This is a genomic window from Paenibacillus sp. JT22N12 (assembly GCF_056269365.1).
On sequence record NZ_JBWDNU010000001.1, the window covers coordinates 1,213,491 to 1,240,237 of the forward strand.

Genomic DNA, 26,747 nt, shown 5'->3' on the forward strand with positions numbered 1-26,747 from the left:
AAAATGATGGTTTCCGTCAAGAAAACATTTCTTCATACGGTCGTCCTCGACACTTTTCGACTGAACAAAATCATGATATACTAGAACATATGTTTCTGTAAAGTTTATTCCACCCGGCAAGTTTCAACCATACATAAGAAGTTTAAACGGGTATAACTTCAACCTCGCTAGGTGGGTATCATATGACGATTTTGCAGTGGATTGCCGGTCCGACCGGTCAAACCTTCGCTTCCGCTTGTGTTTTGACCATACTGGTCCTGACGCTCTTTATGTCGATTCGCCTGTACAAAAGCTACCGCCGGAACAAAACCCACCGGTTGCTGATAGTTGTTCTTTCTATTGTTATTCTACAGCAAGCAGCGCTTGTCAGTCTCGCTTTTCCCGGGTTATCCCAGTCGCCTTATTTGAACTTGTCCTATTCCGTTACAAGCCTGCTTTCCTTTATTATTATAAACTTTGTTTTCATGAAATTGTATACACAGCCTTCAACACGTCTGAAAGGAATGCCGTTTCTTCTTATGGTTATCGGCCTGATCGGGATTACGGCGCTTCAGATCGCATTGGACCCGGATATTCTCACTCATCCGGTAGGTGCTGAAGGCTTGTCCGCACTCGCTCTGGATTTCTATGGCCTCGTCATCAACTTTGTCATACTGCTGAATTTGCGCGGCATCGATCAACGCTTCAGCTACTCTGCCAGTCTGATTGTTTATTTCATTTATCAGCTCTCGGATCTCGCAGACAGCTATGTTTTTCACGGAAGCGAGCCGATGCTTGTGATTCTTTCCCACCTGCTTCCTATTGTCTATTATGCCCTGTTGTTTCTGCTTTTGTTTGACTGGGTGCTGGAGAGGCTGCTGATGACCTTTCAATCCTCCATTACGGACGGCCTGACCAGCTTGTATAATCGCAGGCATTTCAATAAGAAAGCAGAGCAGATGCTGCGCGAGGCAAGACGGATTGCCATTATTTTCTGTGACATAGATAACTTCAAGAAGCTGAATGACACGGAAGGCCATCATCGTGCCGACGGCGTACTCAAACAGGTTGCTGATATTATTAAAGAAGAAACCGCCGGTATCGGAGCGGCCGGGCGATACGGGGGCGAGGAGCTGCTGGGACTGGTAGCCGCTGCTGGCGTCAAGCCTGAGAAAGTGGCGGAAACCATTCGAAGCCGCGTTGAGAAAGAAAGCATCGTGACGATCAGCATAGGCGTGAGTTGCTCCCGCGACGGCGTTTCTGCCGAGGAAGTCGTGAAGCAGGCAGATGAAGCCATGTACGTGTCGAAGACGTCCGGCAAGAATAAAGTGACTCTCCATGCCTCGATGAAACGCTCGCGGAGCCGCTCTGCCGGAGAAGATTCCCAGCAAAACATCCACGCTTGAATTATCTCTGCTTCAGCAATTCAACTCTCTCGAAACAAACCGAAGCCTCTGCTTCGGTTTGTTTCGTCGATCCGCTAATCAACGGTCTGCATAGGCTGCTGTGGAAGCGCTTGTACCGCGATCGATCGGATTTAACAATTCTTTAGGTGCTGTTTTGGGCCATCTTCTTTGTTCTGTGAAAACGACCTGCTATACTTAATAGATTAATAGATTTGGACAGGAGACGAATATTCAAGATGAGAAAATCCAAAAAGATAGCCCTTATATTCTGCTCTTCCTTCATGCTTATCTCCGGCTACGGATTGGCTCCCAAGGCACAGGCCGCTTCTGCCGCGCCCGCACCTCTTTCCATAATGCTGGACAGCTATCCGCTGCCGTTCCCTGCTGATCCTGTCGTCATCCAAGGCACAACGATGGTACCTTTCCGGGCAATTGCCGAGGCCATGCAGATCTCGGTTCAATGGACGGCGAAAACCCAACAGATACAGGCAACCAAGTCCATTGCGGGAGCAAGCAAAACCGTGATTCTCCGCGTAAGCAGCAAGAACGCGACGGTTAATGGGAACTCGCTTCCTCTGACGGTTGCACCGCTTGTCCACAATGGATCAGTGCTTGTTCCGCTCAGCTTCTTCAGCAGCCAGTTCGGCGCTTCCGTAGGCTGGGATGCCAAGAGCAGGACCGTATCGATTGCTTCCCCCAAGGAAGACCTGTACACCATGGGCTTTTATGCTATTTCCTCGTTTGATGAGCGGAGATTTATCAGTAAATTCGATTCCGTCTCGTTTGGCTGGGCACGAATTGATGAACAAGGCCAATTAACGCTGCAGGGAAAAGATTATTACTGGCCCCAGGCTGCAGGCGACACGACGCCGGAATCCATTATTACGGGAGCATCCCAGGCCGGAACCTCCCCTGAACTTATGGTGGTGGCAACCGATGTCAAGGGAGAGCTGACCAGACTTCTTGGAGATCCTCAGCTGCGCAGCAAGGCAATCGATAATATCGTTGCGCTGGCTGCCGACAAGCAGTTCGATGGCATTACATTGGACTTTGAAGGTCTTGGACTGACAGGGGAGGCCAGTACGGTCCAGCAATCATTCACCGAATTTGTCCGTCTCCTGGATGAACAGGCCCAAAATCGGGATCTGAAGCTCACACTTGCCCTGCATCCGCTTAATGGCTCTTACAAAGGCTATGATTACAAGAAATTGGCCGCATATGCCGATCAATTCGTCATAATGGCTTACGATTATTCCTATGAGAAAGGACCTGAGCCGCTGAAGCGTGTGGATGAAGCAATTCATCTGGCACTGAATCAGGTGCCCAAAGACAAGATCCTGCTGGGCATCTCCATGGGCAGTGAGAATGCCGGCACCATCAACGGCAAAATCGGTTTGGCCAAACGTTACGATCTGAAGGGGGTTGCCCTCTGGCGGATCGGGATCATAGGTGATGCCGTCATTCAGAAGGTGGAACAAACAATCGCTTTAAAGTGAATAAATCTCAAGCCGTCTATTTGGGCTTGAACAAGGAAATGAGACTGCATGCGGCGGAAGCGCCCGCAAGCAGTCTCATTTTTTGGTTTCTGCCTACTGCCTGTTCCAGACTTGTTGGCTGCTTATCATGTTCTTTCGCTTGTATACCGTGAGAATCAAACCGACAGCGCCAAAATGAAGCAGCAGCAGCGTATTGCCGTAACTCAGAAACGGCAGCAGAACCTGGACATTCGGAGCTAGTCCCATTGCCATCAGCATGGGCAGCACAAATTCAATTCCTATGACGATCAGCAGCAGCCCCACTAAACGCTGGCCATATTCATCCCGAATGGAATGAGCAAGCGCCGCTATCTTCACAATAAATAACACGGCAACCGCTGCAATGATAAGACCTCCTGCCCAGCCGAAGCTGTATATCAAATACGAGAACACCATATTGCTGTGTTGATAAGGCAGATGCGTGTTGGGGGCTGCAAAGCCGTGCCCCCACCAGCCAGCGGCGTGAATAGCCTGCAGGGACTGATAGGTCATATATCCCGCCCCAAGCTTGTCGTCGGACAGGAATGACGTCAACTTGGCGAGAAAATAACGGGAATACATCTGATTCAGCATACCAATAGATACAGCAGTAATAACATACCCTCCGATAATAAACATAAATTGGTATGCCGAACGGCGATACAGCCAGAAAAATCCGAAGGCTGCGCCCAGATACAAGATTCCTGCGGATAAGCTGTTTCCTTTCATATACATCACGGTAGGAATGCCGAGCAGGTAGATGCTTCGCAGAAAGGTCTCCCGCACGGTCCAATATTTTGGCAGTTTCATTCCCGCAAGCGAGATGACCAGCATAAAGGTGCAGATGGTCACCACATCAATGCTTTTTCCATAAAAGTTTAAATAGGGCATACCGTTAATCGGTCGGCCTGCAGCAATGCCTGCCGCCAACACCGTCAGCGTCACCGGAAATAAAACGAGCGAAAACCGGTTTAGCCTGCGGTAATCGAAAAACCATAACGCGGCAAGTCCAATTGAGCCAAGCCCTGTAAATACCAGCTTCTTCTCAACATAACGGCCTTCATTCATATAGGAATTATCTACAGCTTGAACCGCGCAGATCGCAATTATGCCCATTCCCGCTATAAGAGCCAGAAGGCAAATCAATCCCCAATCCAGCTTTGGTCTGTGAATATGGTGCAGCTTGTCCCCAATTGACGCCGCAGAGCCCATTGCCTGAACGGCCTGCTCAACTGCCTGTGCTCCCTCTTGTCCTTGAAGTAACAATTCCTCCGCCCGATCAGCGATATGTACGATTAATTCTTCTTTAATCTCCTCATGCAGTTCAACCGCTTTCACCTGCTGACAAACCGCTTGCAGAAATTTCTGCACCTGTGGATAGGATTCAATAGACCTCATGCTCCCCCCTCCCCAATCATGCGGTCCAGAGCGGTACGAAATACGACCCATTCCTGTTTCTTGTCCTGCAGCTGCCTACCGCCCTTATCGGTTATACGGTAATATTTTCTCTTGCGGCCATCATGCTCGCTCCAATAGGCCTCTACCCAGCTCTCCGCTTCGAGTGAATGCAGAATGGGATAAAGCGTACCCTCCTTCAGACTGAAGATGCCCCCCGACTGCTGCTCCATTTCCTTAATCATTTCATAGCCATACATGGCTCTGCGATTCAGCATCGTCAGAATCATGATGACCGTGCTTCCCTTTAATAATTCCTTGTTGATCTTCATGGATTTTATCTCCTTCCATACCTAGTAAATCTATGTATAGATTTACTAGGTATTATACAGAAATATACAGGAAGAAACAACTGATCTCCGGCGCATAATTTCTATATTTAACAAAAAGAGAGCCTTCACCTAAGAGTGAAAGCCCACTTTGTACGTCCGGTAATGTCCACTTGCGTCTATTTCCAGGGCGTTAAGCTGCTGCCCAAAAGCACATCCGCCGTCAATGCCGATCTTCCCCTCGCCAAACCATACGTCCGGGCTTCCATGAATATCTTCCGCTTGGGTATGACCGAAAATAACCGTCTTGCCGACAACGGTCGGCTTGCTCAGAAAGGGTTCCTTGATGTACATAAATTCACGCTGCGGCTGCTTCTTCCAATCCGGGTACTCCGGGTTCAGCCCTGCATGAACATAAATATGATGGCGGTCCTCCGCATAGTAGGGGAGACTGTTCAGAAAAGCGATATGATACTCATAATGCTTGCTTATTGCAGCAATCATTTCGTGCACGGTCTGAGTCGTCACTTCCTGGTCACTCAGATCTGTTTGAAGATAGCTTTTCACAGTTGCCCTGCCCTCATGGGACAGAAATTTCCTGATTACAGCCTCATCCTTGAATCTCATCAGATCGACAAGCCTCTGATCATGATTGCCTTTGAGCACAACCGCTCCGTGCACATCGTGCAAATAAATGAGATGCTCGACCACTTCCCTGCTGTTAGGTCCACGATCCACATAATCGCCGAGAATTAATAATTGATCCCTTTCTTTATCGTAATCCACCTTCTCCAACAAGCTTAACCATGCTTCATAGCAGCCGTGGATATCGCTAATAACCAGTTTTCGCTTCATGATGGGATTGCCGCCTTTCAGGAAAATGGATCAACTCTTAAAGATAATCACTCATTACCTAAGACAAGCTTCCTCTCAGCACAGTGACGGCCTGACCTGTTATAAACACGCGGTCTTCCGCATTCCGAAGATGCAGATAGCCTCCCCGATCCGATGCCTGATAACCGCGAAGCTCCGTTTTGCGGAGCCTTTGCTGCCAGTAAGGAGCAAGCGCACAGTGGGCGGAGCCTGTAACGGGATCCTCATTCACACCCTGGGCCGGGTAAAAGGCACGGGATACAAAATCATATTCCTCACGCATATCCTCTGATGAGCGGCTTGTTACGATGACTCCGCGCGCGTCCACTCTGGCGATCAGGGCAAAATCAGGACGAAGCGTCCTGACGGTCTCCTCGCTGTCCACTTCAACCAAATAATCCATCCGGTTGCGGCCCACATAACAGGGAATCAGGCCCAAAGCCTGTATAAGCTCGTCTGGAGCTGCCGCTTGAACAGCGGGCTCCGCAGGGAAATTCATCATAATCCCTTGCCCGGAGCGCTCTGCAGTCAGCAATCCGCTGCGGGTATGAAAGCGTGCTTGCTCAGCTTCGCCCAAATGACCGGTTTCCCAAAGATGGTGGGCGCTTGCCAGTGTTGCGTGACCGCATAGATCCACCTCTGCCTGAGGGGTAAACCATCTGAGGGAGTAGCTGCCGTCTGCTAGAGGATGCAAAAAGGCGGTCTCCGCAAGATTCATTTCTGCCGCGATTTGCTGCATCAGCATCTCCTCCAGCTCCGCTTCCACCAAACATACCGCAGCCGGATTGCCTTTAAACATTATATTGGTGAAGGCATCAATAATATGAATGGGAATGGGCATGGGTACCTCCTAAATAAAAATGGGCCAGTGCGATCCGGGACATATTCATTCCCTAAAATCACAGCACCCACTTAAGTTTGAGCTATACGAAACCTCTCACGTTTATTCAAAAACTCCCAGTCCACCCTGATCTTCTATGGGAATGAGCAGGTCGACCGCTTCTTCTTCCAGATGCTCATCAATATAAAATATTTCGATGGATACGGCATTGTCCCGCTTCTTCAGCTGCTGCTCATTCATCCAGGCGGATAACTGTTCGTAGCCTTCGCCAATGCGCTTGTTCGTGCATGTCACCATGGCGTACGTATGCTCCGGAATAATAAACTGCACCATTCCATCCGGGACCGTTTCCATATGCGCGGTTTCGAAACTCGCCCAATAAGTGGCGAACACTTCGTTGCCGAAATAAGGACTGTACAGCGCGGTGGATCTAACCTCTCCGTTTAATTCGTGCTTTCTCGAGAGAAACTCGCTCTGCAAAAGAATGGCTTCATCCGGAAATGTCGAATACGGTCCGCAGTAACTGATTCCAACCAGATTTAACGCTGGTTTTGTAACCACTGTACAATTATCCATCGCGAATAACCTCCCGCATAAATTGGTGAAGAGACTACGCTCGCTGACAGGCGCCTTCAATGAAAATATATCTTTTTCAGTGTAACATGTTCATGCTCCAATGGGATATATATTATTTTACCACCATACTTATGGAAAGAAAAACCTCCTGATCCCTGTCGGATCGGAGGTTCAGTTTGTTTATATGCGTCTATTCGCCGTACAAACTTTTCAACATATGAATATCTTCAGGCTCCAGCATGAACAATTCGTCATCGATATGTTCTGTGAGCGAGCTTCCGAGACTTTGGTAGAAGGACACGGCGGATTCCGTCTCGGTAGAGGAGATATACAGATAGCGGGCACCCTGCGCTCGTGCCTTCTCTTCCATCAGCCGCATGAATCGTGAGGCGATTCCCCTCCGCCGGTGACTGCGGCTGACATACATCAGATCCACTTGCAGTTGATCCCGCCGCTCGCCCCTTCGTTTATGCCCGAGTACGGCGAAGCCGACAAGCTGCTCTCCGTCAAAGGCGCCCCATGCCGTTCCACCATGCCGCATTTCGCTCAGCATCCTGTTCTGCAAGTCCTTCAGCTGCTCCTCATCCCACCCGGGACATTCATGAGCGGCTGGCTGATGAATCAAGACCCCTTGTTCCATCCTGTAAATCCGTTCAATCCATTCAGAACGGTCAACCTGATGAATCATCTCAATTTCATCGGGCCGGAGAATCAGAAGGGATATCGGATCGCATAAGGCTATTACCGCATTCACCGTTGGTGCAAAATACGAAGCGCCTGCATTCATCAGCTCCGTCTCAGTGCCATACCCGTAACCGACTCCTATTCCAGCAACGTCGTTATTAACGGCGCCGATCATATCATGCTTGCGGTCCCCGATCATGACCGTCCGGGACGGATCAATGCCATACTGCTGGATGATAGAAGCGATCAGCTCGGTTTTGTCAGAGCGTGTTCCATCCAGCTCACTGCCGCAGATTTGTTCGAAGTATAAGTGCAGACCAAAGTGCTCCAGAATCTGCCGGGCGAAAACAATTGGTTTCGAGGTAGCGACAAACAGTCTCTTCCCCTGATTGGATAAAGTTGACAAAAGCTCGGGGATGCCAGGGAACAGCTTATTCTCAAACATGCCCTGACGGGTAAAATATTCCCGGTAATAGGCAATAGCCCGGTTCGTATCATCCGCAGAAAACCTGTATTCCTCCCGAAACGTTACCGCAAGCGGCGGACCGATGAAGGGAATCAGCGCATCTAGATCATCAGCGGGAATACCGAATCTCGATAATGCATATTGGACGGACTTGGTAATCCCTTCCTTGGGATCCGTTAGGGTGCCGTCGAGATCAAACAGCCAGTTTTCGCAGGTCCGGAATTTCACAGCAAGCCGCAGCCCCTTTATAGAAGATCAAGTTTCTCGTAATGCTCGACCACTGGAAACGGCTCATAATAATGATGCAGCAGCTGCTTCCATTCCAGATATTGGGAAGAAGTGCGAAAGCCTGTCACATGATCCTCCAGCGTTTCCCACCAAACCAGCAGCAGATATTGATTCTCCCGGTTCCCGTCAACACACTGCTGCAGCTCATGGTTGATATAGCCGGACATGGAGGCAATTATCGCCGAAGCCTGCTTGAAGCTTGAGAGGAAAGTATTATTCAGTTCTGGTTTCACATGCAAAACGGCTGTTTCCAGTATCATGCCGGCAACCCTCTCTTTCTGTGGCGCGGATCGCTCTTCGTGTTAAACGGCTCCGTAAAAAACCTCTGTCTTGTATTTAAAAGCAACCTTGCCATCCTTCTGATAATCATTAAATAGCTGCTGAAGCTGCGCTTTGAAGGATGCATGGTCGGGATGACCCGGCAAAGGCGTGTATGATGAAGAAGCCGTCCGCCCCTCCAGTTCTTCCATATTGAAAAGCTGTTGATACGCAAAAAGCTCAAGATTATATTGGCCGTCCCGGAAAAAGGAGGCATATTGCTCAGGTCCCAACCGGGTATGCTTGACTTTGTCATAATCGCTGGCATAACGCATCAGCAGCTCATCGTAAGCGGCGGCAAAGTCATCGCTGTCCGTCCGGCGCCTGTTCCAGATCAGCGCCGCGATCCCGCCGGGCTTCATAATCCGCGCAAATTCCAACTTTGCCTGACCGATGTCGAACCAATGGAAGGCTTGGGCGGACACAGCGGATTCGACGGATTGATCCGGCAGGGTGGTATGCTCCGCCGAGCCTTTGACGGCAATAAATCGTTCACCAAGCGGACTGTCCGCCAAAAGCTCCAGGGATGCTTGTCTCATCTCGTCATTTGGTTCTATTCCATAAACCGTGCTGCCTCTCTCCAGCAGAAGACGCGAGAAGATCCCGGTTCCTGAACCAATATCCGCTATTTTCCCATCCTGCGGGATGCCTGCTTTCGTATACAGAAAATCCAGCGCCTCGCTTGGGTAACTAGGCCGATATTTCACATAAGCTTCCACCCGATTGGAAAAACGTGTTTTACTGTCCATTCCTCATCAACCCTCTCTCACTCAGTTACCTGGTTCTTCGCTCCAGGGCATACAATTCCTCTTCAATGGAAGAGCTTTTCTCCATAACGACTTTTCGTGCATCCTCTATAGCTCGATTATACACATAGGGAGCAATCTCGCGCAGCATAAAATCGATAATCTGCTCCGCTCCGATGCTTCCCAGCTCTTCTGACCTCTCTTCCGCATAGAAATTCACCAGTTGCTCGATGATCTGCTCTTTCTCTTCGCGCGGCAGCTTAATTGGAATCATCATCCCGATCTCCTTTCTTGCAGCTGTTACCTGCCTGTTATTCCACATCCATTCGTCTACAACCGGGTCATAGCGACCCTTGTATAAGCAAGCTTCATGCCCAGGCGCTCCATGTTCCGGTGGCTGGGAGAAAGATACGCCGCCTGACCAACAGCCAAACGGCAGCTGCTGCGCGCGGCTTCCCTGAGGCGCTGCTTCAACAAGGCCAGCTGCAGCCCGCGGGACCGGTATTCAGGCAAGGTAGCCGCGAAGGTGAACGAGGCAACGTCATCCTCCATATGCATAACACCGGCAGCAGCAGGCTGCTCGTCCACAAATCCAAGAAAGAAACGCCAGCCTGGCCGCTGATCCAGCACTAGATTGTTTGCCGCGATGGCCGGAATGCCATTCTCCCCGAGTCCAAACCCCAGACAATGGATGCGGGCATAAATATCAAATTCATCGCTGGTTAGGGCTCTTATCCGGATATTTGGGTCCTCGGTGAAATCCGGGAGCTGCGGCTTCATATAAAAGGAAGCATGAAATCCGCTCGCGGCAAAGCCGAGCTCGCCAAGCCGGCGCAACAACGCAGTCGTGGTCTTGGCTGGAACAATCTCGATCTGCGGCGTCCGGCCCTGCTCTTCATAGAAATCCAGGATTTCGGGAAGCAACGGCAGTTCTTCCTCCCCCAATCCTTTGACGCTGTTGAATGCCGGCCATGGCATCGTCCGGCTGCAGAATGCGGCTGCCCGGCCAAACCGGCGGATCCGGATCCCCTCCGGGTTGCCATCACGCTGCCGGATCGCGGTCATCCGGTCGATCATATAGCGGATTTCAGAGCCTTCGATTTGATCTGCAAGCTCTCTTGTCAAGATCGGCAAATTAGTATCCTCCTCTGGAGGTCTGGAAATATAGTGAAAAAGACGGGCCCGCCTTTACATCACTACGCTTTCTGTATTTTATGCTCATAACATTCAAGCTGATGATCTTCGATCAATTCGATGGATCGCCGTTGAGCCGCATAGTGAATGATTTGCTCTTTAATATTCGGGAAAAGCATAATGGAAGCCAGCTCCGAGAGAGGAACCCAGCGCACTGCGGATTGATCGGGGTCCGGATTCTCCGGCAGCCCCGGAACGGAGCCCGGCTTCAGCGTACACTCAAAAATTAAATTCAGCGCATGCGGCGTATCAGGCGGGTATTCGCCGGATTGCTTGTGGGGCGCGCACTCATATACAAATGCAAGCGGACCCACGTCCGCTTCCGCCTTCGTCTCTTCCATCAGCTCGCGGAGCACCCCGTCGATAACCGTCTCTCCCGGCTCCGCGCCGCCTCCGGGCAAATTATAATGAATGCCGTCCTCATCCTCATATTCCACCAGCAGGATGGCATCATTTTCAATAATAAGGGCAGTTGGACGAACCCGAATATGATAAGTCATGACTTCCCCCTGTTAATTGATTTCAATCGAACCGCTATCCAGCCGCTCGCAGTAGGCGATCACTTCGGAATACGGAAGATTGCCGCCAAAAATGTCGAGCGCGCTGCCGATAGTGATATCCAGACGCCCCGCCGTCAGGCGGTGAAAGAGCGCCAGATCCTCGAACGATCTCGCCCCGCCGGCATAGGTTGTGGGCAGGGTTACCCATTTCGCCAGCTGTTCCACCAGACTCTCCAGGATCCCGGTTCGTTTGCCCTCCACATCGACGGCATGAACGAGAAATTCACTGCAGCAGCCGGCAAGCTCGTTAAGATTGGTCTCATTGACTTCAAAATCACTGAACGTTCTCCATTGGTTGGTAACGACGAACCACTTATCTCCCTGCTGCTTGCAGCTAAGATCGATGACCAGCCTGTCCTTGCCAACCTCAGCGACAAGACTGTCCAGACGGTTCTTGTCCAGCTTGCCCTCTGGAAATATGTAGGAGGTGACGATAACCTGCGAGGCTCCGGCTTCCAGATACCGCAGCGCATTATCCGTTGTAATGCCGCCGCCGATCTGCAGCCCGCCGGGGTAAGCACGAAGCGCTTCAAGCGCGGCTTGTTCATTCCCGCCGCCCAGCATAATGACATGACCGCCCGTAAGTCCGTCACGTCTGAACATCTGGGCATAATAAGCCGAGTCATGATCCGAGACGAAATTTTCAACGACCTGCTGCTGGTCTGTTCCCAGAGTTTCGCCCACAATCTGCTTTACTTTACCGCTGTGCAAATCAATGCAAGGCCTGAATTTCATGAAAAATCCCTCTTCCTTCTGGCATTCTATCCTACCATTGTAGCAGATATCGGTAAGCTGATCGAAGCTATGGACGGATCGTTTGCTGGAGAGAATTCAAATAGACCGCCACTCCATGCTCCATATTGGATAAAATCATGCCCGTTGCCGCCGCTTTAACCAGCTCATGGGCGTTGGCGACTGCATATTTCTCATCCGCCGCTTCAAACATGGGAAGATCATTCAAATTATCGCCAAAGCACACAAGGCGCTCCGCCTTCAAGCGGCGTTTAACGAATTCTACGGCTTCACGCTTGTTCGCGCGGCTGTTGGCGATTTCCAGCCAATGATAGCCTGGCGCGTAGATATCCGGCCCATAATGGCATATTAATTCGGGATGTTGATGAAAAGCCATATAGGCCGGGTCCAGCTGCTCCAGCGTGCCAACTGCAATGACATTGACAATCGACTCCTTCAGCGCGTCCCGGTAATGATCCACAAGCCTGAATCTGGAATCTCCTGCGCTCAGACGGTCGGAAATATACCGGTCCTCGCTCGGATTAAATATACCCTTGTAATAAACATGCGAGCTGCCCGCGCTGTCCATCGTATAAACCAGCGGATGAAGCCCGTCGGATTCGCAAGAGGCGATGATCTGCGCAGCAGTCTCCGCTCCAAGCAGATTGGATTGTATCAGCCTGCCGCCTGCCGGATCGTAAATGAACACGCCATTGAAGAATATCATCGGTAATTTGAAATGAGTGCCCTGCAGCAGCCTGGCGGCCGAATCCTGCGACCTTGCGGTGGCAAAGGTGATCCACATCCCTTGACTGATCAGCTGATTGAGAATATCCCGGCTCTCATCGCTTATTTTCTGATGCTCGTTCAGCAGCGTTCCGTCGAGATCCGACACATACAACGTAGCGCTCATGTCAGCGGCACCCGCTTTATCCATTGATTATGGACATCCATCTGGGTAAGCTCGGACAAGCTGTGAATCATATAAGCCGGCTTGAATGATTCATCGAGCCGCTTCGCCAGTGGATTGTAATAGCAGAAGTCAATCCCCGCGCCGGCAGCGCCGTAGTAATCATCCTGCAGGGAATCGCCGACGAACAGAACCTCTGTGTGATCCACGCCAAGCGTCCGTACCGCTGTATCAAAAATTTCTCTCTGCGGCTTGTAATAGCCGACTTCATCGGAAATGAACAGATGGTCAAAATAGTGATCCAGCGCGCCTGTCTTCAAGCGTCCCCGCTGTGCTTCACCGATTCCATTGGAGATAATCCCCATCCGGTAGCGGCCGTGAAGCTTGCCCAGCAGCTCATTCGCACCCTCCATAGGATGGCAAGAGGCGCAGAACAACTCCCAATACGTCTTGGCAAGAGTCGAGGATATGCGATAGTCATGTCCCAATTGCTCCAATGTGTCGCGGAACGAATGATACAGGACATCCCCAATAGTCAAATTGCGCTGCACCCGTTCGATCCAGTAGGTCCAGTTAATGGGGGCAAATATGCTCCGGAAGCTATCCCATTCAAAATTCGCAATCTCCGGCAGACGATGATGCTCTACCGCTCTTTGCATCGCATCCCGTTCGCTGAAATCATAGTCCAGCAATGTATTGTCCAGATCAAAAAGAATCGCTTTGTACATTTCTTTTGCGCCTCCTCTGTCCATTCAAGCCGCCAATTCTGTAAATAAAAAAGCCTGCCATGACGCCCAGCGTATTAAGCAGGACGTCGTCAACATCGAAGGTTCCGCGGCGCAGAGTCAGCTGCAGAGACTCCAGGATTACAAGTCCCATTACAGTGACCATTAACAATGGGAGCAGCCGGCATCGGAATATATAGGGCAGGGTAATGCCAAACGGTACAAAAACCGCCACATTGCCAACCACGTTGACAAGCCAATTCCGGACATTAAAATTGTCGGCGTATTCCATATACATTTTGATCGTTTTCAATGGAACGAGATTATAATGATAACCGTCCGACAGCTGCTGGGAACGGCCAAAACCGATAAACATCCAGTAAATCAGCAGAATCGTATAAAGCAGCGTGATTAATGCAACAAGCGGTTTCATGTATGAATCGACTCCTATCGGACGCTTAAACCTTAATTATCTATCGTAATAATCCCCCGCGTATATCGATTTCCGCAATATTTAGATCAATCCCCGCCGGAGTCTGCCGGTGCTCCTCGTTTGACTCTGTACCAGTACGTATAAATGTCCTCAAAGCCAAATTTATCGTATAACCGGTTCGCCGGCGCATTGCTCTGGACAACCTGCAAATAACAGGCGGCGGCGCCCTGTGCTCCGCCCCATTGAAGCAGCCGGGCAACAAGCTCCATCCCCAAGCCCCTGTTTCTGTAATCCGGATGCACCGCGATATCATACAGCCCCATATATCCCCGCTCTGCAACGGCGAGTCCGCATGCGGCAGGCCGGCCATGAACGGACAAAGTAAGAAAGCCCTGCTGGAGCTTGCTGTTTTCAATCAGACTTCGGGTGGTCTGCACAGCTGCTGCGGAAAGCGAACTTACGTGCGCCAGCGTTTGCAGCCAGCGATCCGTCACTGTTTCCTCAATCCGGATATCAGCCAGTACCGGTAATGAGCCGGGCTCGGGGAGCTTTTCCAAATCAAGCAGCCTGACACTGGAGGGTTCCACCTTCTCATAGCCATCCTGCTCCAACAGCGAATCAAGAATGTCCGGCTGCACAAAAGGCGTGATTTTGAAGATCACATCCAGTCCGGCTGATGTATAGAAATGCTCCACATCCCGGATTCGCTTCCAGGCTGCTGCAAGCGAATCACCGTCACCGGAATAGATCGGACTGACGGAGTTGGAGCGTTTTGTATATCCATCCGCTGTGCGCAGGAGCCAACCGTCCATCACCAAGGTCTGCAGCGCCGGCCAGCCGTTGAGGGCAAGCTCTTCTATTTTTCTGTACATATATTCGAACCTCCCATTCAGGTGTATTTCGAATAAATATACAATCATATGCAATTTTATTCAATAGATAAGCTATTGCAACGAGATAATCTCCAGTATCAATCGGCTCCTTCAATTGCAATTCGGCGGCTTCCTGCAGAAGGAGACGCAGATTTCACCATATAGGGATAAAGCAAGATCAGGCCCAGGACATAAAGCAGCAGTGCCACAATGGCCGGCGAGAGATGCAGCAGATCTGTATAGCCAATTTGCAAATGCACGCTGAAGCCGGCAATAAAGGCGGGCAGACCCGCTGCAAGAAATGTCCACCACAGCCAGCGCTGCCCTTGGCCGATCCCCCACAATGCCGCAGCCAGCAGCGCGATGGCATCGGACAGCAGCGCCCCTCCGAATCCGGCGCGGTCATGAGCGATCAAGGGAAGCAGATTGCCGTTCGCGCTGCTAAGCGAAGCGGAACTTGTCATCAGGAACTCCAGATCTTCGGGAACAAATACATGGGTTACACCGATTACGGATATCGTAATGCCGCCGATTGCCAGTGCAAACCCGAGCGCTACCATCATCAGCTGTCCCCGCTGGGCCATACGCCAGACCCGGTCATTGCGGACATTCGTTGGTTTGCGTGAAGGCCACTCGATCCGGTCGCGCATGGAGAACAGGAACATGGGCAGCAGAAGTACAGCCGCAGCGGCGTGAAGCGGATCGAAGAAACCGTAGCCCAGGAACAGCAGGAAGCTGCTGAAGCCGACAATTCCGGAGGTCAGGAGCGCTGTCCGCGCCCAGTGAAGCCTGCTGCGGAGACCATGCCAGCCCAGCTGGCCATAAAGGATGCCGATCGATATCATCGTCCCGGCCAAGGTCACGCGGTCATGCGACATAAACGGCAGCAGCCGGTTGTTTATCGACTCCATCGTCGCCGGAGTGATGCATAGAAAAGCCGTATCATAAGGAAGAACAACGGTAGTCGCCGCGATGATCCAGGCGATGATTCCGCTGATAATCATTCCCAGACCGAGCAGACACATCCAGCCCCAACCGGACCAGAAGGAAGGAGCTGCCTCTGCTTCTTCCGCTGTGACAATGCGGTGAAGCAGCGCTTCATTAATACGTTTGGGAAGGCCCGGCCCGGAATAGACAAGACCGCTGTGAAGCTGCACCAAATCCGCTCCGGCATCCACACAATCAAGCGCATCCTGCGGCTCGTGAATGCCACCGGCAGCTATAAGCGTAAGACTGTCTGCGAGCTCACGCTTCAACAGATTCAGCTTGTCTATGGTTGGCGCCTTGGCGCTTGCTCCAATTTCATAGCCTTGGGCTGTACGCAGCCCGTCACCAAGGACGATACCCTCGCTCAACAACCCATGCTCACCGAGCAGATGAACCAGCGCGGTCAGCTTCCCATCCGGAAGCGCGAGCGGAATATATATAAATAGAGGCTTGCCCGGCACAAGTGACCGGGCGGAACGCATGATCTCAAGCGTGCAGCTCCCGGCTTCCCCATTCTCCTGCTGCAGCCGGCCCTCATCAAGGAAATCAAGGTAAAACCCCGCAGCATAAGGCCCCAGTCTGTCCATGAGCTGCCTGAATTCCGTCAGCACTTGGTCTCTTGAGGAGCCAGGCATCGCACAGATGCGAAAAAAAACAGGCAGCATATGACCCTGTTTTCGCTTCATTCTGGCGGCTATTGCCTCCAGTCCGTCATTCTCCAGTTTATCGGGATAGACTAATGCTTCACGTGCGGTATCTCTGCTGATCGCTTCCTTATGCAGAATTGGCTGTACAGTAACAGGTCCAATCTCAAGGAAGCCCAGTCCAAACTGGGCCAAAGCGCCATGGGCGGTTACATGGGGGTCAGTTCCCCCGCTGAGCCCAACGGGATATGTAAAATCAATAGCATTCAGCCGCCGCCTGAGAAGCGGTGAAACTTCCATATGTCCCAGCGTACGGATAACAAGTGATCCGCCGGGTATTGCGCTCAGCCCTCCCATTGCACGAAGCGTGACGGCACGCGCGACGCGTGCCGGAAGCTTGAACAAGAGGGGACGAAAGAGGGATTGATAGGACCAGTCCGGCATAAGGTTGAGCTCCTTTTCCAGCAGCAAGGGGGCTTCTTCGCAGTTCATGTATGGACTGTGCCCTGGCTACCGCAGACAAAGCAGGGGTATCAATATTCCCTTGTTCAGCGCGTCCACTTTTCAATGCTGTAAACCTTGGCTTCGCCCTTGGCGGCATTTTCCTTCACTGTATATACCCATTCGTATTCGAACACTTCCGGAGCCCTGTCAGGATGATACAGCTCCGTATTCTCAACCACATAAAACTTGTATACGCCATTCGTTCCCTGAATGCTTCGAATTTCATAGCGGATCAGCTTTTCTTTGACCTGCTTGTCGTTCAGGTGCGCAACAAGCTTCTTCTGGTCCTGATACAGCGGCCCTTCCTCATCAAGCAGACCTTCTACAAGAGAGAATTTATTCTTGTTTATCGCTTCTATAATAGATTGCTCGTAGGCAATCATCACTTCATGCGCATAATAGCCGGCAGGCTTTCCCGGCCCCCCGCTATCGACATTCACAGAACCGGCACCGGTCTTCCCGTCGTCGCAGGCTGACATGAGAAGGAGGCATAAGGTTAATAAACAGAAGATTACAATTCTGTACATCCTTGGGATTCTCCAGTCTTCTTTTTAATTAGCTCATTACTATTATAAAGCTTAAATGATGGATTAAGCCATTAAATTAAGCTTAAAATATTAATTTTAGATTAGCGAAGTCAGCGATTGCGAATTGTAAAATATCACCTCCGTTTTCCCTTATAAACCGCCAAAAACCTGACAGGTCCGTCCTATGCCTATGCGGATTTTTCCAAAAAAAAGCCGCGGTACGAAAAAAAGTTTGAAACCCGGAAACATTAATCGGCCCCTGTACGTCTGAGACTCGAAGAGAAAAAGACAAATAAATCTGGAGGGTGAGTATAGTTGAAAAAATTATTGGTTACATTGGCAGCAAGCTTGCTGTTGTTCTCATTGGTACTGCAGACGCAAGTACAGGCCGCGGCTCCAACAACAACCATTTATATTAATGGTACGAAGCTGGTAACGGATCAGGCGCCGATAACAGTCGGAAGCCGCATTCTTTTGCCTTTAAGGGCTATTTTCGAAGTATTGGATTCAACGGTGGACTGGAATTCGAGAGCAAAGACAGTCACCGCAACCAAGGATGACACGACCATCGTTCTGAAACTGGGCTCCAAAACGGCGACCATCAACAATGAAGCCGTGACGCTGGATGTTGCCGCCCAATCGATCAATGGCAGAACCATGATTCCGGTCCGGTTTGTCAGTGAGGCCATGGGCGCGGAAGTGGATTGGAACGCCGGGTCCAAGAGCGTATTCATCAAAACTTCAGGTGAAGTAAATCCGGTTCCGAATGTGTATGCACAGGTTGTCGGACATAAAGGAAACGGCAGTGATCTGGTCGTCAGCTTTATCAAATCGCCAAACGAATCGACGATCGATCATTATCGCATTCTGATCGTAAAGGCAGCTAACGTACCAAGCTTTCACCTGGCGGCTGCACAAGCCGTTACGTCCAAAAATTATACAACCGCATTGACCCAAAGCGGAGATCAAACCATCTCGTTGTCTGCGCAAGCCCGGGATGTAAATGGAGAATTGATCCGGGCTGATCAATCCTATGCAGCCTTTGTATTGGCGGTAGGCAAAGCAAACGGCCAAAACGCGCTGTCTCAACCTTCCTCGAAGGTTACGATAACTGTAAACGCGGTTGCGCCGGCCGTAACGAATGTAAAAACAAGTGACATTAATGATTATGGTGACGGACGCGATCTGCAATTCAGCTTTACAAAAGCATCCGACGAATCGAAGATCAGCGCCTATCGCGTGTTTGTTGTCAAAACGGCAAATGCCGGCACTTTCAATCTGGCGAAAGCCAATGCCACAGCAAGCTCCAACTATACGTTGGTCAACAAGACAGGCAGCAGCATTACCCAGACTCTTGCTTCCGGTACACGCGATGTGGACGGAGCAGCCATAGTAAGCGGTATGAGCTATCAGGTATTTGTCCTGTCGGTAGCAAGCAACAACAATTCCGGCAATAATACGTTATCAGAGGGCTCTGCTCCAATCGTGTTGTCCACTAATACAGGCAATGCTGCAGCAAGCAATGTAGTTGCATTCGATGTCAGCGATTATAATGACGCACGCGACCTGAGGGTTAACTTTAATAAAGCAAGCGATGAAAGCAGGGTCAGCCAGTACCGTATTTTCGTGGTAAAAGCCGCTTATGCGGACAGCTTTACTCTTACGACAGCCAATGCTCTTCCAAGCTCTTTCTATACCGTTGCGAATAAAACCGGCAATAATATTTCGCAAGCTCTGGCATCCAGTGCCAAAGATACCAGCGGGGACAAAATCAAGAACGGCGTCAGCTACCGCGTATTCGTTGTTTCGGTTGGCGCCAACCGTTTATCGGCTCCGTCCCCTAACGTTGTTTTAACGAATAGCTCAAGCTTGCTTGCAGCAACCGATGTTAAAGCAAGCGACACCAGCGATTATAATGACGCACGCGACATGCTGGTTACTTTCAATAAAGCCTATGATGAAACCAACATCGCCCATTACCGCGTGCTGATCGTCAAAGCAGCCAATGCAGGCAGCTTTACACTGGGCAAAGCGAATGATGTTTCAAGCTCCAACTATACGGCCATTAACAAAACCGGCGGCAATCTCAGCTTGAATCTCGCAGCCGGCTCCCGGGATGTGGACGGTACAAAAATTTCAGACGGCGTCAGCTACCGCGTGTTTATTCTCTCTGTCGGCGGCGGCAGCTATAATGGAAACAATGCCTTGTCCGCTCCATCCGGAGAGGTTGTATTGACAGACTCCATCTCTGCCGCAACCAATGTATCGGCGAAGTTAACAGACAGCGGCAGAATTGACATCAATTTTGACAAGCCGCATAACCAAACCGGGATTTCGTATTATGCCGTGATGATCGTGCCGGCCGGTGTTCCGTTTGATGTGAAGGCAGCAAACAATGCCGCGTATTTTATACAGGTTAACGGAGGCACCGGAACAACGACCAATGACAATGACAAGGATATTACAGGCGCGCCCCTGACCAGAGGCAGCTCGTATAAAATCTATGTCCTCTCGGTTGCGGCCAACGGAAATACGTCTTCCAACGCCCTGTCCGATCCTTCCGGCACAGTAACGCTATAAACGACTCCAAGGGCAGTCTGTAAAATGTTCTCCCAAACAACCCCTTATAAAGGATTGTTTGCGAATAGCCCGGCTTGACGAAAGAAGCCCCGGAAACCACTATTGACGTGGATTCCGGGGCTTTTTTGAATGTCAGGGGATTCTATTGAAAGCGGGGCAGCGGATCCTTCAGTGTACGCCAGTTAGCAGCCATCTCTTCATCGTCAAGCAAAGCTTTGTCCAGTGAACGGGCGATTTCCCCGCGGTTCATCTCGATTCCGATAAAGACAAGCTTGGTTACGCGGTCTCCCCACTCCTCATCCCAATCGGGCGATTTGGGATATTCGCTGCCGAAGTAGGCCAAACGTTCCTCCTCGGATAAGGCCGATACCCACAGTCCGGCAGGCGACAGCTGCTTGGAAACACCGGCCTGGCTGAAGGAAACTGCCATGTTGTTGCGGGTAGCCAGCCACATCAATCCTTTGGAGCGGACCACGGAAGCAGGCCATGCACTTAGCCATCTGGCTAGACGTTCGGGATGAAAGGGTCTTTTGCGGGTATACACGAATGAAGCAATGCCATACTCCTCCGTTTCCGGTGTATGCGCTTCTTTCTGCAGCTCACGTATCCAGCCGGCCGATTGGCTCGCTTCCTCAAAGTCAAACAGATGGGTGTTTAAAATTTCCTTCGAATCCACCTTGCCATGGCTGCTGCGGATGATTTTGGCGCGCGGCTGCAGTCCACGCAGAGCAGTTTCCAGCTTTTGCAGCTCTTCCCCGGAGACCATATCGCATTTATTCAACACCAGCACATCACAGAACTCGACTTGATCAATAAGCAGGTGCACGACACCTCTCGTGTCCTCCTCTCCCGCTTCCTGTCCGCGGTCCAGCAGACTCTCAGACGTATTGTAATCCTTCCAGAAATGAAAGGCGTCAACCACAGTCACCATGCAGTCAAGCCGCGTAAGCTTGGACAGGTCAACATGATTATCCTCATCGATGTAGGTGAAGGTTTGGGCTACCGGGAGAGGCTCCCCGACCCCTGTCGACTCAATCAGAATATAATCATACCGATTCTCCCGGGCAAGCCGCTCCACCTCCAGCAGCAAATCATCGCGGAGCGTGCAGCAGATACAGCCGTTCGACATTTCAATCAGCTTCTCATCCGTACGGCTAAGACCTCCGCCATCCCTTACCAAATCCGCGTCAATATTAACCTCGCTCAAATCGTTGACGATTACAGCCACCTTCATGCCTTCGCGATTATTCAGCACATGATTCAAAATCGTTGTTTTCCCCGCACCTAAATAACCGCTTAATACGGTTACCGGAATCTTTTTATCCAAGACCTCAATACTCACCGGGCACAACCTCTTTCTTTATTCGTAATTTTTACTATTTAAAATCAGAATAACTCTTCCTCCATCGCAAAGTCAACTCGAATCTGATCCGGCACAAAAAAACTCCAAAGAGGAGAGGACCTCTTCAGAGCCATGAAGGTTATCTTATTATTGTATAATGGCTATGCCCTGTTAAAGACATCAATGAGCTCGCCCAAAACATCCTTGCTGACCATCTTGCCTCTAAAGAATACCAAATTATCCCCATTTCCGGTAAATATGCAGGTTGGCTCATATTTTCTCAGAATGATTCTTCCTTCATCCACAAAAATCTCCATCGCGTCTTTTTCCTCGATCCCAAGCGTACGGCGCAATTCAATTGGCAGCACAATTCTTCCCAGCTCATCCACTTTCCGGACAATTCCGGTTGCTTTCAACATGTTAACAACTCACCCTTCAACAAGTGTGATGCAATAATTATCGCATTCTTATCATCCAAATTTCGTAATTATTACATTTTGAGTTAATTGTAACCTTTACGATATTCAGTGTCAATTTTTTTCGACAATATACGATAAATTCATTTTTTTTCGACAAATAAATAATCCTCGATTTGGAATACTAATATTAATTCATGCACAGTCAACCTTGCCTTAGTTTGACATACCGGATACATATCTTTATTATAGGAAGAAGAAAAATCCGTAAAAATTACTAAAAATATCGAATAGATGGGATGATTCAAATGAAACCAGGCATACACCCTTCGTACCAGCGTGTTATTTTCTTTGATACGAGCAGCGGATTTAAATTTCTGAGCGGTTCAACCAAAAGCTCCAATGAACAAATGGAATGGGAAGACGGCAATTCTTATCCGGTTCTGCGGATCGATACCAGCTCTGCTTCACATCCTTTCTTTACCGGCAAGCTTCGCAACACGGAAGTTGGCGGACGGGTTGATCGCTTTAATCAACGTTTCAAAGCCAAACAATAAGCAGCAAGCAAAAAGCAGCGGCCGCCGAGAGATTCGGAAGACCGCTGCTTTTGTTATACCCTCTGCATCGCGAAATCCAATGCACTGCGCGCTGCGCTTTCAATCGCATTAACCGGCCCGCAGCCCTCTGGACATCCGAACGATCTGTGACGCCAGCGCTTCAATCCGCTCCAGTATGCCGGCATCGACAATCTCGTTCCGTTCATTGAAATGCTCACGATGTGCATATACGTAATCTGGCGCTGTAAATGCTCTGAAATAGCCGGCAATGGGCTTCAGCTGATTTTCGATCACAAGAAAATGCTGATACGTTCCGCCTGTACCGATAAACCCGATAATCTTGTTGCGGAAAGCGGTTATGGGAAGAAGATCGAATAAGTTTTTGAGAGCGCCGGACATAGAAGCCTGAAATATCGGAGTTCCAATCACAAAACAATCGGCAGCGAGCACAATTTCAACCGCCCGGCGCGTATCATCGTTATAGTCGGCGAAATTGCGCCCATCACAAAATTCAATCGAACAGGTTTTTAAATCCAGCAATTCCGTCTTAAGCTCAGGATCCAATATTGACGCCTGATCAACCACGCTCTTAACAACGGATAATGTCTTGTCGCCTATTAACGTTCCGGAAATCCCGAGCAGCTTCATTTCTCATCTACCTCTCCATCGGACTTGCACCAAACGATCGTACAGATGTGTATTCAAACGTTTCATAAAGGGCCGGCTGCGCACAGCCTCCAGCATTTCCGGATGAAAGGTCTGGCCAAAGTGTTCCTCTCCAGTGTCTCCCTCCTGATGGACCTGGCGGTGCAGGAACAATAAGCTTTCCTTCGAACCCCAGGGAGCCGCTGCCGCAATGATCGCGTCGTTCTCGAACGCCCAAATGCGGCGCATCCAGGTTGCTCCAGCCTCGGATCCGTTACTGCTGACCGCAATGATGTCTGCGCCTTGCTTGGCGAGAACGCGATACGATTCCGGGTAGCGGGCATCTTCTCCTGCCAGAATGCCAACTCTGCCGAATGGCAGCTCGAAGGTACGGAATAGATGAGGATCAAGCCGGTTTCCATGAACAGAACCGGCTTGACCGACGATACCGTCCGGACCGATCAAATAAACGATCCTCTGGTCTCTTCGCGTATCCTTCTCAGCCAAAGCTGCGACGATAAACCCAGATACATCCGCCGCCAATTTCTGCAGCTGTTGTATAATTTCTTCCCCAAGCGCTATTCCCTTACCGATTTCCAGCTCCGGAAGCACATAAACACGGTTTGCTGCCGCTTCTTGCGGCGGTTCGAGCGTCTTAAACGCTGTTGTCAACCGTTCCGGGAGCGGGCTGTTATCCGGCTTGCAAGGAACAAGGATGATCTCAAAGGATGCCGGGGCCGGCAATTTTCGGGTTTCCCCTTCTTTCCATAGGTAGGGGTGAAGAAGCAGCTCCTGATATGCTTGCGGCCGTCTCGAATTCAAGATATGAAGGCGTTTCTCTGCCTTTAACATGACTGATCCGAAAATAATTCCTTCACCGGCGATCAGCATGTCCTGAACATCCCCGTCCGGACCGATAATACCGCTGCCGCCGGTAAATTGCGCCCCTCTCTCCCGGTCGGACCGGTTAGCCGCCACCCAGTACAAGCCATTTTCTTTGGCTCTCAGGCACCAGGTCCTGCTAGGCGGGTTGTTCCCGCCGCCTACCCAGTTCGTCGGGAACGCAATGATATCCGCTTCCTTCAGCGCCGCGATCCGCGTTGGTTCGAAATACATCGCATCCATGCAAATCAGCAGCGCAATTTTCCCGATCGGAGTCTCGAACACCGGAATTTCTTCCTTGCCCTCACATGCCCATCTCGGATCGGCAGCAAACAAATGCGTTTTACGGTATGAGCCGATGATGCCTTCCGGTCCAATCAACACGGCACTGTTATAATAAGCTCCGCTTGACGGGTCAATTTCCGCCAATCCGGCGGCAACATAGCAATTGTATTGGCTCGCCACGGCGTGCAGCCTGTCTGTCGTCGGCCCGGGTATCGTTTCCACGAACGGCCTGATTTCCTCCCTGCTGTCCCACACGTAGCCGCTTGACGCCATTTCCGGGAATACAACCAGCCGGGCGCCTTGCTCGGCAGCTGTTCCCAGGTAATTGGCCATACGCGACCGGTTGAGCATTACATTGCCATGTTCGGGATTAAATTGTACGGCAGCGACAATAATTTCCTGCTCATGATTATTTATATTCACTCCCGACCGCTCCCAACCAATGCTTCCTTGCTCCAATCAATCAGCACCGCTTCTTCTTCATCCTTGAAGACGCGGATACGGGAATCCGCTGTAAGCTCCCCGACGATACTCGCCGTAATGCCCTGGGCAGCGAACATGGAGATGATCTCACCACACTGCTGCGGATCCGCGGCGAGGATGAAGCCATAGCCGGGAAACATGCGCAGCCACCATTCCCATTCCACCGATTCCGGCTTCGGAATGTGGTCAAGCCTGACGGTTGCTCCGCAGCCTGCATTCTCCGCGAGCATGGCGATGGTACCCAGCACGCCTGCATTGCTGATATCCCTCGCGGCTGAGGCCGCTCCCATCTCCGCGATCCTGGGCATTAGCTCCAGCCTGGCACGAAGGGATTCCGGCTCGCGGAAGCTGGTGCAATCCCATTGGGCGTAATGCTTCACCGGCCGCCCATCCAGGTCGATCGCCGCAATCAGCGATTGCCCAGGCTTCCCCTGCGTCCCGCGCAGAAGATGCGTCGCCTTGCCCAATATGGCGGTTCCGACCCCTTCCGCCTCACCGGGGAGAAAATGGCCTCCAACCATCGGAACATCAAGCTTCCGGCAGCCTTCGGCCATCCCTTCGGCAATCAGGGCGGCTGCTTCATCTGTGGGAGCGCTGAGCAGATTAACCATGGCCGTAGGTCTTCCGCCCATCGCATAAATATCGCTGACGCTGACCAGCACCGCGCAGTAGCCGGCCCAGTACGGTTCGGCCCGCACCAGCTCTGGCATAATGCCGTCGCAGGACATCAGCAGATAGCCGTCCGGTACAGACAGCACAGCCGCATCATCTCCAATGGGATCCAGCATGCTTGCCCGATCCCAGGGAAACGTCTGGAGGAGCGGCTTAATGTCTTTTTTTCGGCTGATGCCGGATGATTTCACCAGTCCTTCAATCAGCAGCGCCAGCTCGCCCATTCTGCACCATCCTCTCGTATAAAGCCAGATGTTGGTCTGCCGCAGACTCCCAGCTGTAGGCCTTTGCGGCTTCCTTCCCATTCCGGCTCAATTTATGGCTTAATCCGCGATCCTTCACGATGCGGGTCATGCTGGCGGCAATGGAGCCTTCATCTTCCGGATCGGCAAGAAGCGCATGATCTTCATGGATGAGAAACTCCCGGAACACCTCTATCGTGGAGGCGACCACCGGCGTTCCGGCAGCCATCGCTTCCATAATCGCAAGCCCCCATCCCTCCTTCATGGACGGCTGCACGAAGCAATCGGCCAATTGGTAGTAGTCCTGAATCGTGTCCGTATCCGGAGAACCGGCTATTCGAATATCATCCCGGACAGCTTCGTCCAGGCCGTTCAATTCCCGATGAAAGTCATCCAGATAATAGCGGTAATCGAACAGCGTTGTTCCACCAGCAATGACCAGGACCGCATCCGGTATTGAGCGCTTTACCTCGGCGAAGGCGCGCAGCGTCCGAATCGTGTTTTTGCGGGGTTCGATGCCGCCCAGCGTAAAGTATACCGTTTTGTCAGCCAAGCCATATTTTTTCTTTAATTCCCTTTTATCGTCGTAAGGTTTGAAGAAACGATGGTCCACGCCGTTGTGGATGACGGTTGAGTTGCGACCGATATCGTCGCTCAGACGTTTCCGCCAGTAATCGCTGACCGTGATTAAGGCTTCAGGGCGGATAACCGATTTCTGCTGGCAATCCACCAGAGCGGGTGTCGTAAAATCGTCCAGGTGATGAACGGTCCGGATGAAGAAGGGGACTCTCCCCTTCTCCTTCAACCGGCTGAGACTGTTTGCGCTGATGCAATCCTGCACATGATGAATATCGAACTGCTCAAGCGGTTCTGCTTCCAGGCCTGCCGTATAGGTCTCGATGTACCGGATAACCCGGGACTCGAACGTCTCGCCGGCCCTTGCAGAGAACGGTATAATTCTCTCTTCCGCTTCTATCGGCCGATAAAATCCGCTTGTGCCGCCAAGACCCAGAGCGAAAACCTTGACCTGGCACCCGCGCCGGTTCATGGCTTCCGCCAGAGCCAGCGTGTGCACGACACCGCCGCGAGGTTTGGTATTATACGTATAGAGAGCAATTTTCATCGGTGGCCTCCTTTTCT

General features: G+C 51.0%; 28 protein-coding genes and 1 pseudogene. 4 read left to right on the forward strand and 25 right to left on the reverse strand.

Features of this window, described 5'->3' with window-relative positions; translation table 11 throughout:
- Window positions 1-182 precede the first annotated feature (182 nt).
- Window positions 183-1,385, forward strand: coding sequence for a GGDEF domain-containing protein (locus tag AC0YOA_RS05030; RefSeq protein WP_475785678.1), 1,203 nt, complete (start codon window positions 183-185; stop codon window positions 1,383-1,385).
- 236 nt (window positions 1,386-1,621) lie between these two features.
- On the forward strand, window positions 1,622-2,881 hold the full coding sequence (locus AC0YOA_RS05035) for a stalk domain-containing protein (protein ID WP_475785679.1): 1,260 nt from the start codon (window positions 1,622-1,624) through the stop codon (window positions 2,879-2,881).
- A 93-nt stretch (window positions 2,882-2,974) separates the two neighbouring features.
- On the opposite strand, the gene AC0YOA_RS05040 is transcribed toward AC0YOA_RS05035, so the two are convergent.
- The 19 genes and pseudogenes from AC0YOA_RS05040 to AC0YOA_RS05130 form a co-directional block, all read right to left on the reverse strand.
- The gene (locus AC0YOA_RS05040) at window positions 2,975-4,297 is read right to left on the reverse strand and encodes an FtsW/RodA/SpoVE family cell cycle protein (protein WP_475785680.1); all 1,323 of its coding nucleotides are present in this window, start codon (window positions 4,295-4,297) and stop codon (window positions 2,975-2,977) included.
- Window positions 4,294-4,626, reverse strand: a complete 333-nt coding sequence (locus tag AC0YOA_RS05045; RefSeq protein WP_475785681.1) for a PadR family transcriptional regulator — start codon at window positions 4,624-4,626, stop codon at window positions 4,294-4,296. The genes AC0YOA_RS05040 and AC0YOA_RS05045 overlap by 4 nt, the downstream gene beginning before the upstream one ends.
- Before the next feature lie 129 nt (window positions 4,627-4,755).
- A complete protein-coding gene (locus AC0YOA_RS05050) occupies window positions 4,756-5,478 on the reverse strand; it encodes a metallophosphoesterase family protein (RefSeq protein ID WP_475785682.1) in 723 nt (240 codons plus the stop codon).
- Window positions 5,479-5,536: 58 nt separating this feature from the next.
- The gene (locus tag AC0YOA_RS05055) at window positions 5,537-6,337 is read right to left on the reverse strand and encodes a PhzF family phenazine biosynthesis protein (RefSeq protein ID WP_475785683.1); all 801 of its coding nucleotides are present in this window, start codon (window positions 6,335-6,337) and stop codon (window positions 5,537-5,539) included.
- A gap of 102 nt (window positions 6,338-6,439) precedes the next feature.
- Window positions 6,440-6,913 (reverse strand): GyrI-like domain-containing protein, encoded by a 474-nt coding sequence (locus AC0YOA_RS05060; protein WP_475785684.1) that lies wholly within the window; start codon window positions 6,911-6,913, stop codon window positions 6,440-6,442.
- A 190-nt stretch (window positions 6,914-7,103) separates the two neighbouring features.
- On the reverse strand, window positions 7,104-7,601 hold the full coding sequence (locus tag AC0YOA_RS05065) for a GNAT family N-acetyltransferase (protein WP_475785808.1): 498 nt from the start codon (window positions 7,599-7,601) through the stop codon (window positions 7,104-7,106).
- A gap of 42 nt (window positions 7,602-7,643) precedes the next feature.
- A pseudogene (locus AC0YOA_RS05070) lies at window positions 7,644-8,291 on the reverse strand (HAD family hydrolase); the annotation flags it as partial.
- 17 nt (window positions 8,292-8,308) lie between these two features.
- The gene (locus AC0YOA_RS05075; protein WP_475785685.1) at window positions 8,309-8,611 is read right to left on the reverse strand and encodes an antibiotic biosynthesis monooxygenase family protein; all 303 of its coding nucleotides are present in this window, start codon (window positions 8,609-8,611) and stop codon (window positions 8,309-8,311) included.
- A gap of 42 nt (window positions 8,612-8,653) precedes the next feature.
- The gene (locus AC0YOA_RS05080; protein ID WP_475785686.1) at window positions 8,654-9,418 is read right to left on the reverse strand and encodes a class I SAM-dependent methyltransferase; all 765 of its coding nucleotides are present in this window, start codon (window positions 9,416-9,418) and stop codon (window positions 8,654-8,656) included.
- Between the two features lie 25 nt (window positions 9,419-9,443).
- Window positions 9,444-9,692 (reverse strand): DUF2164 domain-containing protein, encoded by a 249-nt coding sequence (locus tag AC0YOA_RS05085; RefSeq protein WP_475785687.1) that lies wholly within the window; start codon window positions 9,690-9,692, stop codon window positions 9,444-9,446.
- Window positions 9,693-9,745: 53 nt separating this feature from the next.
- Window positions 9,746-10,549, reverse strand: a complete 804-nt coding sequence (locus AC0YOA_RS05090) for a GNAT family N-acetyltransferase (protein ID WP_475785688.1) — start codon at window positions 10,547-10,549, stop codon at window positions 9,746-9,748.
- A 62-nt stretch (window positions 10,550-10,611) separates the two neighbouring features.
- Window positions 10,612-11,109 (reverse strand): NUDIX domain-containing protein, encoded by a 498-nt coding sequence (locus tag AC0YOA_RS05095; protein ID WP_475785689.1) that lies wholly within the window; start codon window positions 11,107-11,109, stop codon window positions 10,612-10,614.
- A 12-nt stretch (window positions 11,110-11,121) separates the two neighbouring features.
- Window positions 11,122-11,904, reverse strand: a complete 783-nt coding sequence (gene hisA, locus AC0YOA_RS05100) for a phosphoribosylformimino-5-aminoimidazole carboxamide ribotide isomerase (RefSeq protein ID WP_475785690.1) — start codon at window positions 11,902-11,904, stop codon at window positions 11,122-11,124.
- Between the two features lie 67 nt (window positions 11,905-11,971).
- Window positions 11,972-12,814, reverse strand: coding sequence for an HAD family hydrolase (locus AC0YOA_RS05105; RefSeq protein WP_475785691.1), 843 nt, complete (start codon window positions 12,812-12,814; stop codon window positions 11,972-11,974).
- Window positions 12,811-13,539 (reverse strand): HAD family hydrolase, encoded by a 729-nt coding sequence (locus AC0YOA_RS05110; protein ID WP_475785692.1) that lies wholly within the window; start codon window positions 13,537-13,539, stop codon window positions 12,811-12,813. Before AC0YOA_RS05110 ends, AC0YOA_RS05105 begins: the two co-directional genes overlap by 4 nt.
- The gene (locus AC0YOA_RS05115; protein ID WP_475785693.1) at window positions 13,517-13,969 is read right to left on the reverse strand and encodes a VanZ family protein; all 453 of its coding nucleotides are present in this window, start codon (window positions 13,967-13,969) and stop codon (window positions 13,517-13,519) included. Before AC0YOA_RS05115 ends, AC0YOA_RS05110 begins: the two co-directional genes overlap by 23 nt.
- 86 nt (window positions 13,970-14,055) lie before the next feature.
- Window positions 14,056-14,841, reverse strand: coding sequence for a GNAT family N-acetyltransferase (locus AC0YOA_RS05120; RefSeq protein WP_475785694.1), 786 nt, complete (start codon window positions 14,839-14,841; stop codon window positions 14,056-14,058).
- Between the two features lie 98 nt (window positions 14,842-14,939).
- Complete coding sequence (locus AC0YOA_RS05125) at window positions 14,940-16,916, reverse strand: dihydroorotate dehydrogenase (protein ID WP_475785695.1); 1,977 nt, start codon at window positions 16,914-16,916, stop codon at window positions 14,940-14,942.
- Between the two features lie 104 nt (window positions 16,917-17,020).
- Window positions 17,021-17,503 (reverse strand): TcaA NTF2-like domain-containing protein, encoded by a 483-nt coding sequence (locus tag AC0YOA_RS05130; RefSeq protein ID WP_475785696.1) that lies wholly within the window; start codon window positions 17,501-17,503, stop codon window positions 17,021-17,023.
- Window positions 17,504-17,818: 315 nt separating this feature from the next.
- Between AC0YOA_RS05130 and AC0YOA_RS05135 the strand changes: the two genes are divergently transcribed.
- The gene (locus AC0YOA_RS05135) at window positions 17,819-20,083 is read left to right on the forward strand and encodes a stalk domain-containing protein (RefSeq protein ID WP_475785697.1); all 2,265 of its coding nucleotides are present in this window, start codon (window positions 17,819-17,821) and stop codon (window positions 20,081-20,083) included.
- A 142-nt stretch (window positions 20,084-20,225) separates the two neighbouring features.
- Here AC0YOA_RS05135 and AC0YOA_RS05140 read toward each other — a convergent pair whose 3' ends face one another.
- Window positions 20,226-21,425: a GTP-binding protein gene (locus AC0YOA_RS05140; RefSeq protein WP_475785698.1), complete on the reverse strand. Its 1,200-nt coding sequence runs from the start codon at window positions 21,423-21,425 to the stop codon at window positions 20,226-20,228.
- A gap of 161 nt (window positions 21,426-21,586) precedes the next feature.
- Entirely contained in the window at window positions 21,587-21,844 is a 258-nt protein-coding gene (locus AC0YOA_RS05145; RefSeq protein ID WP_210039594.1) for an AbrB/MazE/SpoVT family DNA-binding domain-containing protein, read from the reverse strand.
- Window positions 21,845-22,149: 305 nt separating this feature from the next.
- Here AC0YOA_RS05145 and AC0YOA_RS05150 point away from each other — a divergent pair, with 305 nt between their 5' ends.
- Window positions 22,150-22,398 carry a type B 50S ribosomal protein L31 gene (locus tag AC0YOA_RS05150; protein WP_210039595.1) on the forward strand — a complete coding sequence of 83 codons (249 nt, stop codon included), beginning with the start codon at window positions 22,150-22,152 and terminating at the stop codon, window positions 22,396-22,398.
- 108 nt (window positions 22,399-22,506) lie between these two features.
- On the opposite strand, the gene AC0YOA_RS05155 is transcribed toward AC0YOA_RS05150, so the two are convergent.
- From AC0YOA_RS05155 to AC0YOA_RS05170, 4 genes are read right to left on the reverse strand one after another with little or no spacing between them, the layout of a single operon-like run.
- Window positions 22,507-23,046: an NADPH-dependent FMN reductase gene (locus AC0YOA_RS05155; RefSeq protein ID WP_475785699.1), complete on the reverse strand. Its 540-nt coding sequence runs from the start codon at window positions 23,044-23,046 to the stop codon at window positions 22,507-22,509.
- 3 nt (window positions 23,047-23,049) lie between these two features.
- Window positions 23,050-24,633, reverse strand: coding sequence for a nitrilase-related carbon-nitrogen hydrolase (locus AC0YOA_RS05160; RefSeq protein ID WP_475785700.1), 1,584 nt, complete (start codon window positions 24,631-24,633; stop codon window positions 23,050-23,052).
- Window positions 24,630-25,589, reverse strand: coding sequence for an AIR synthase related protein (locus AC0YOA_RS05165; protein ID WP_475785701.1), 960 nt, complete (start codon window positions 25,587-25,589; stop codon window positions 24,630-24,632). Before AC0YOA_RS05165 ends, AC0YOA_RS05160 begins: the two co-directional genes overlap by 4 nt.
- Window positions 25,564-26,730, reverse strand: a complete 1,167-nt coding sequence (locus tag AC0YOA_RS05170; protein WP_475785702.1) for an MSMEG_0565 family glycosyltransferase — start codon at window positions 26,728-26,730, stop codon at window positions 25,564-25,566. Before AC0YOA_RS05170 ends, AC0YOA_RS05165 begins: the two co-directional genes overlap by 26 nt.
- Window positions 26,731-26,747: the final 17 nt, after the last annotated feature.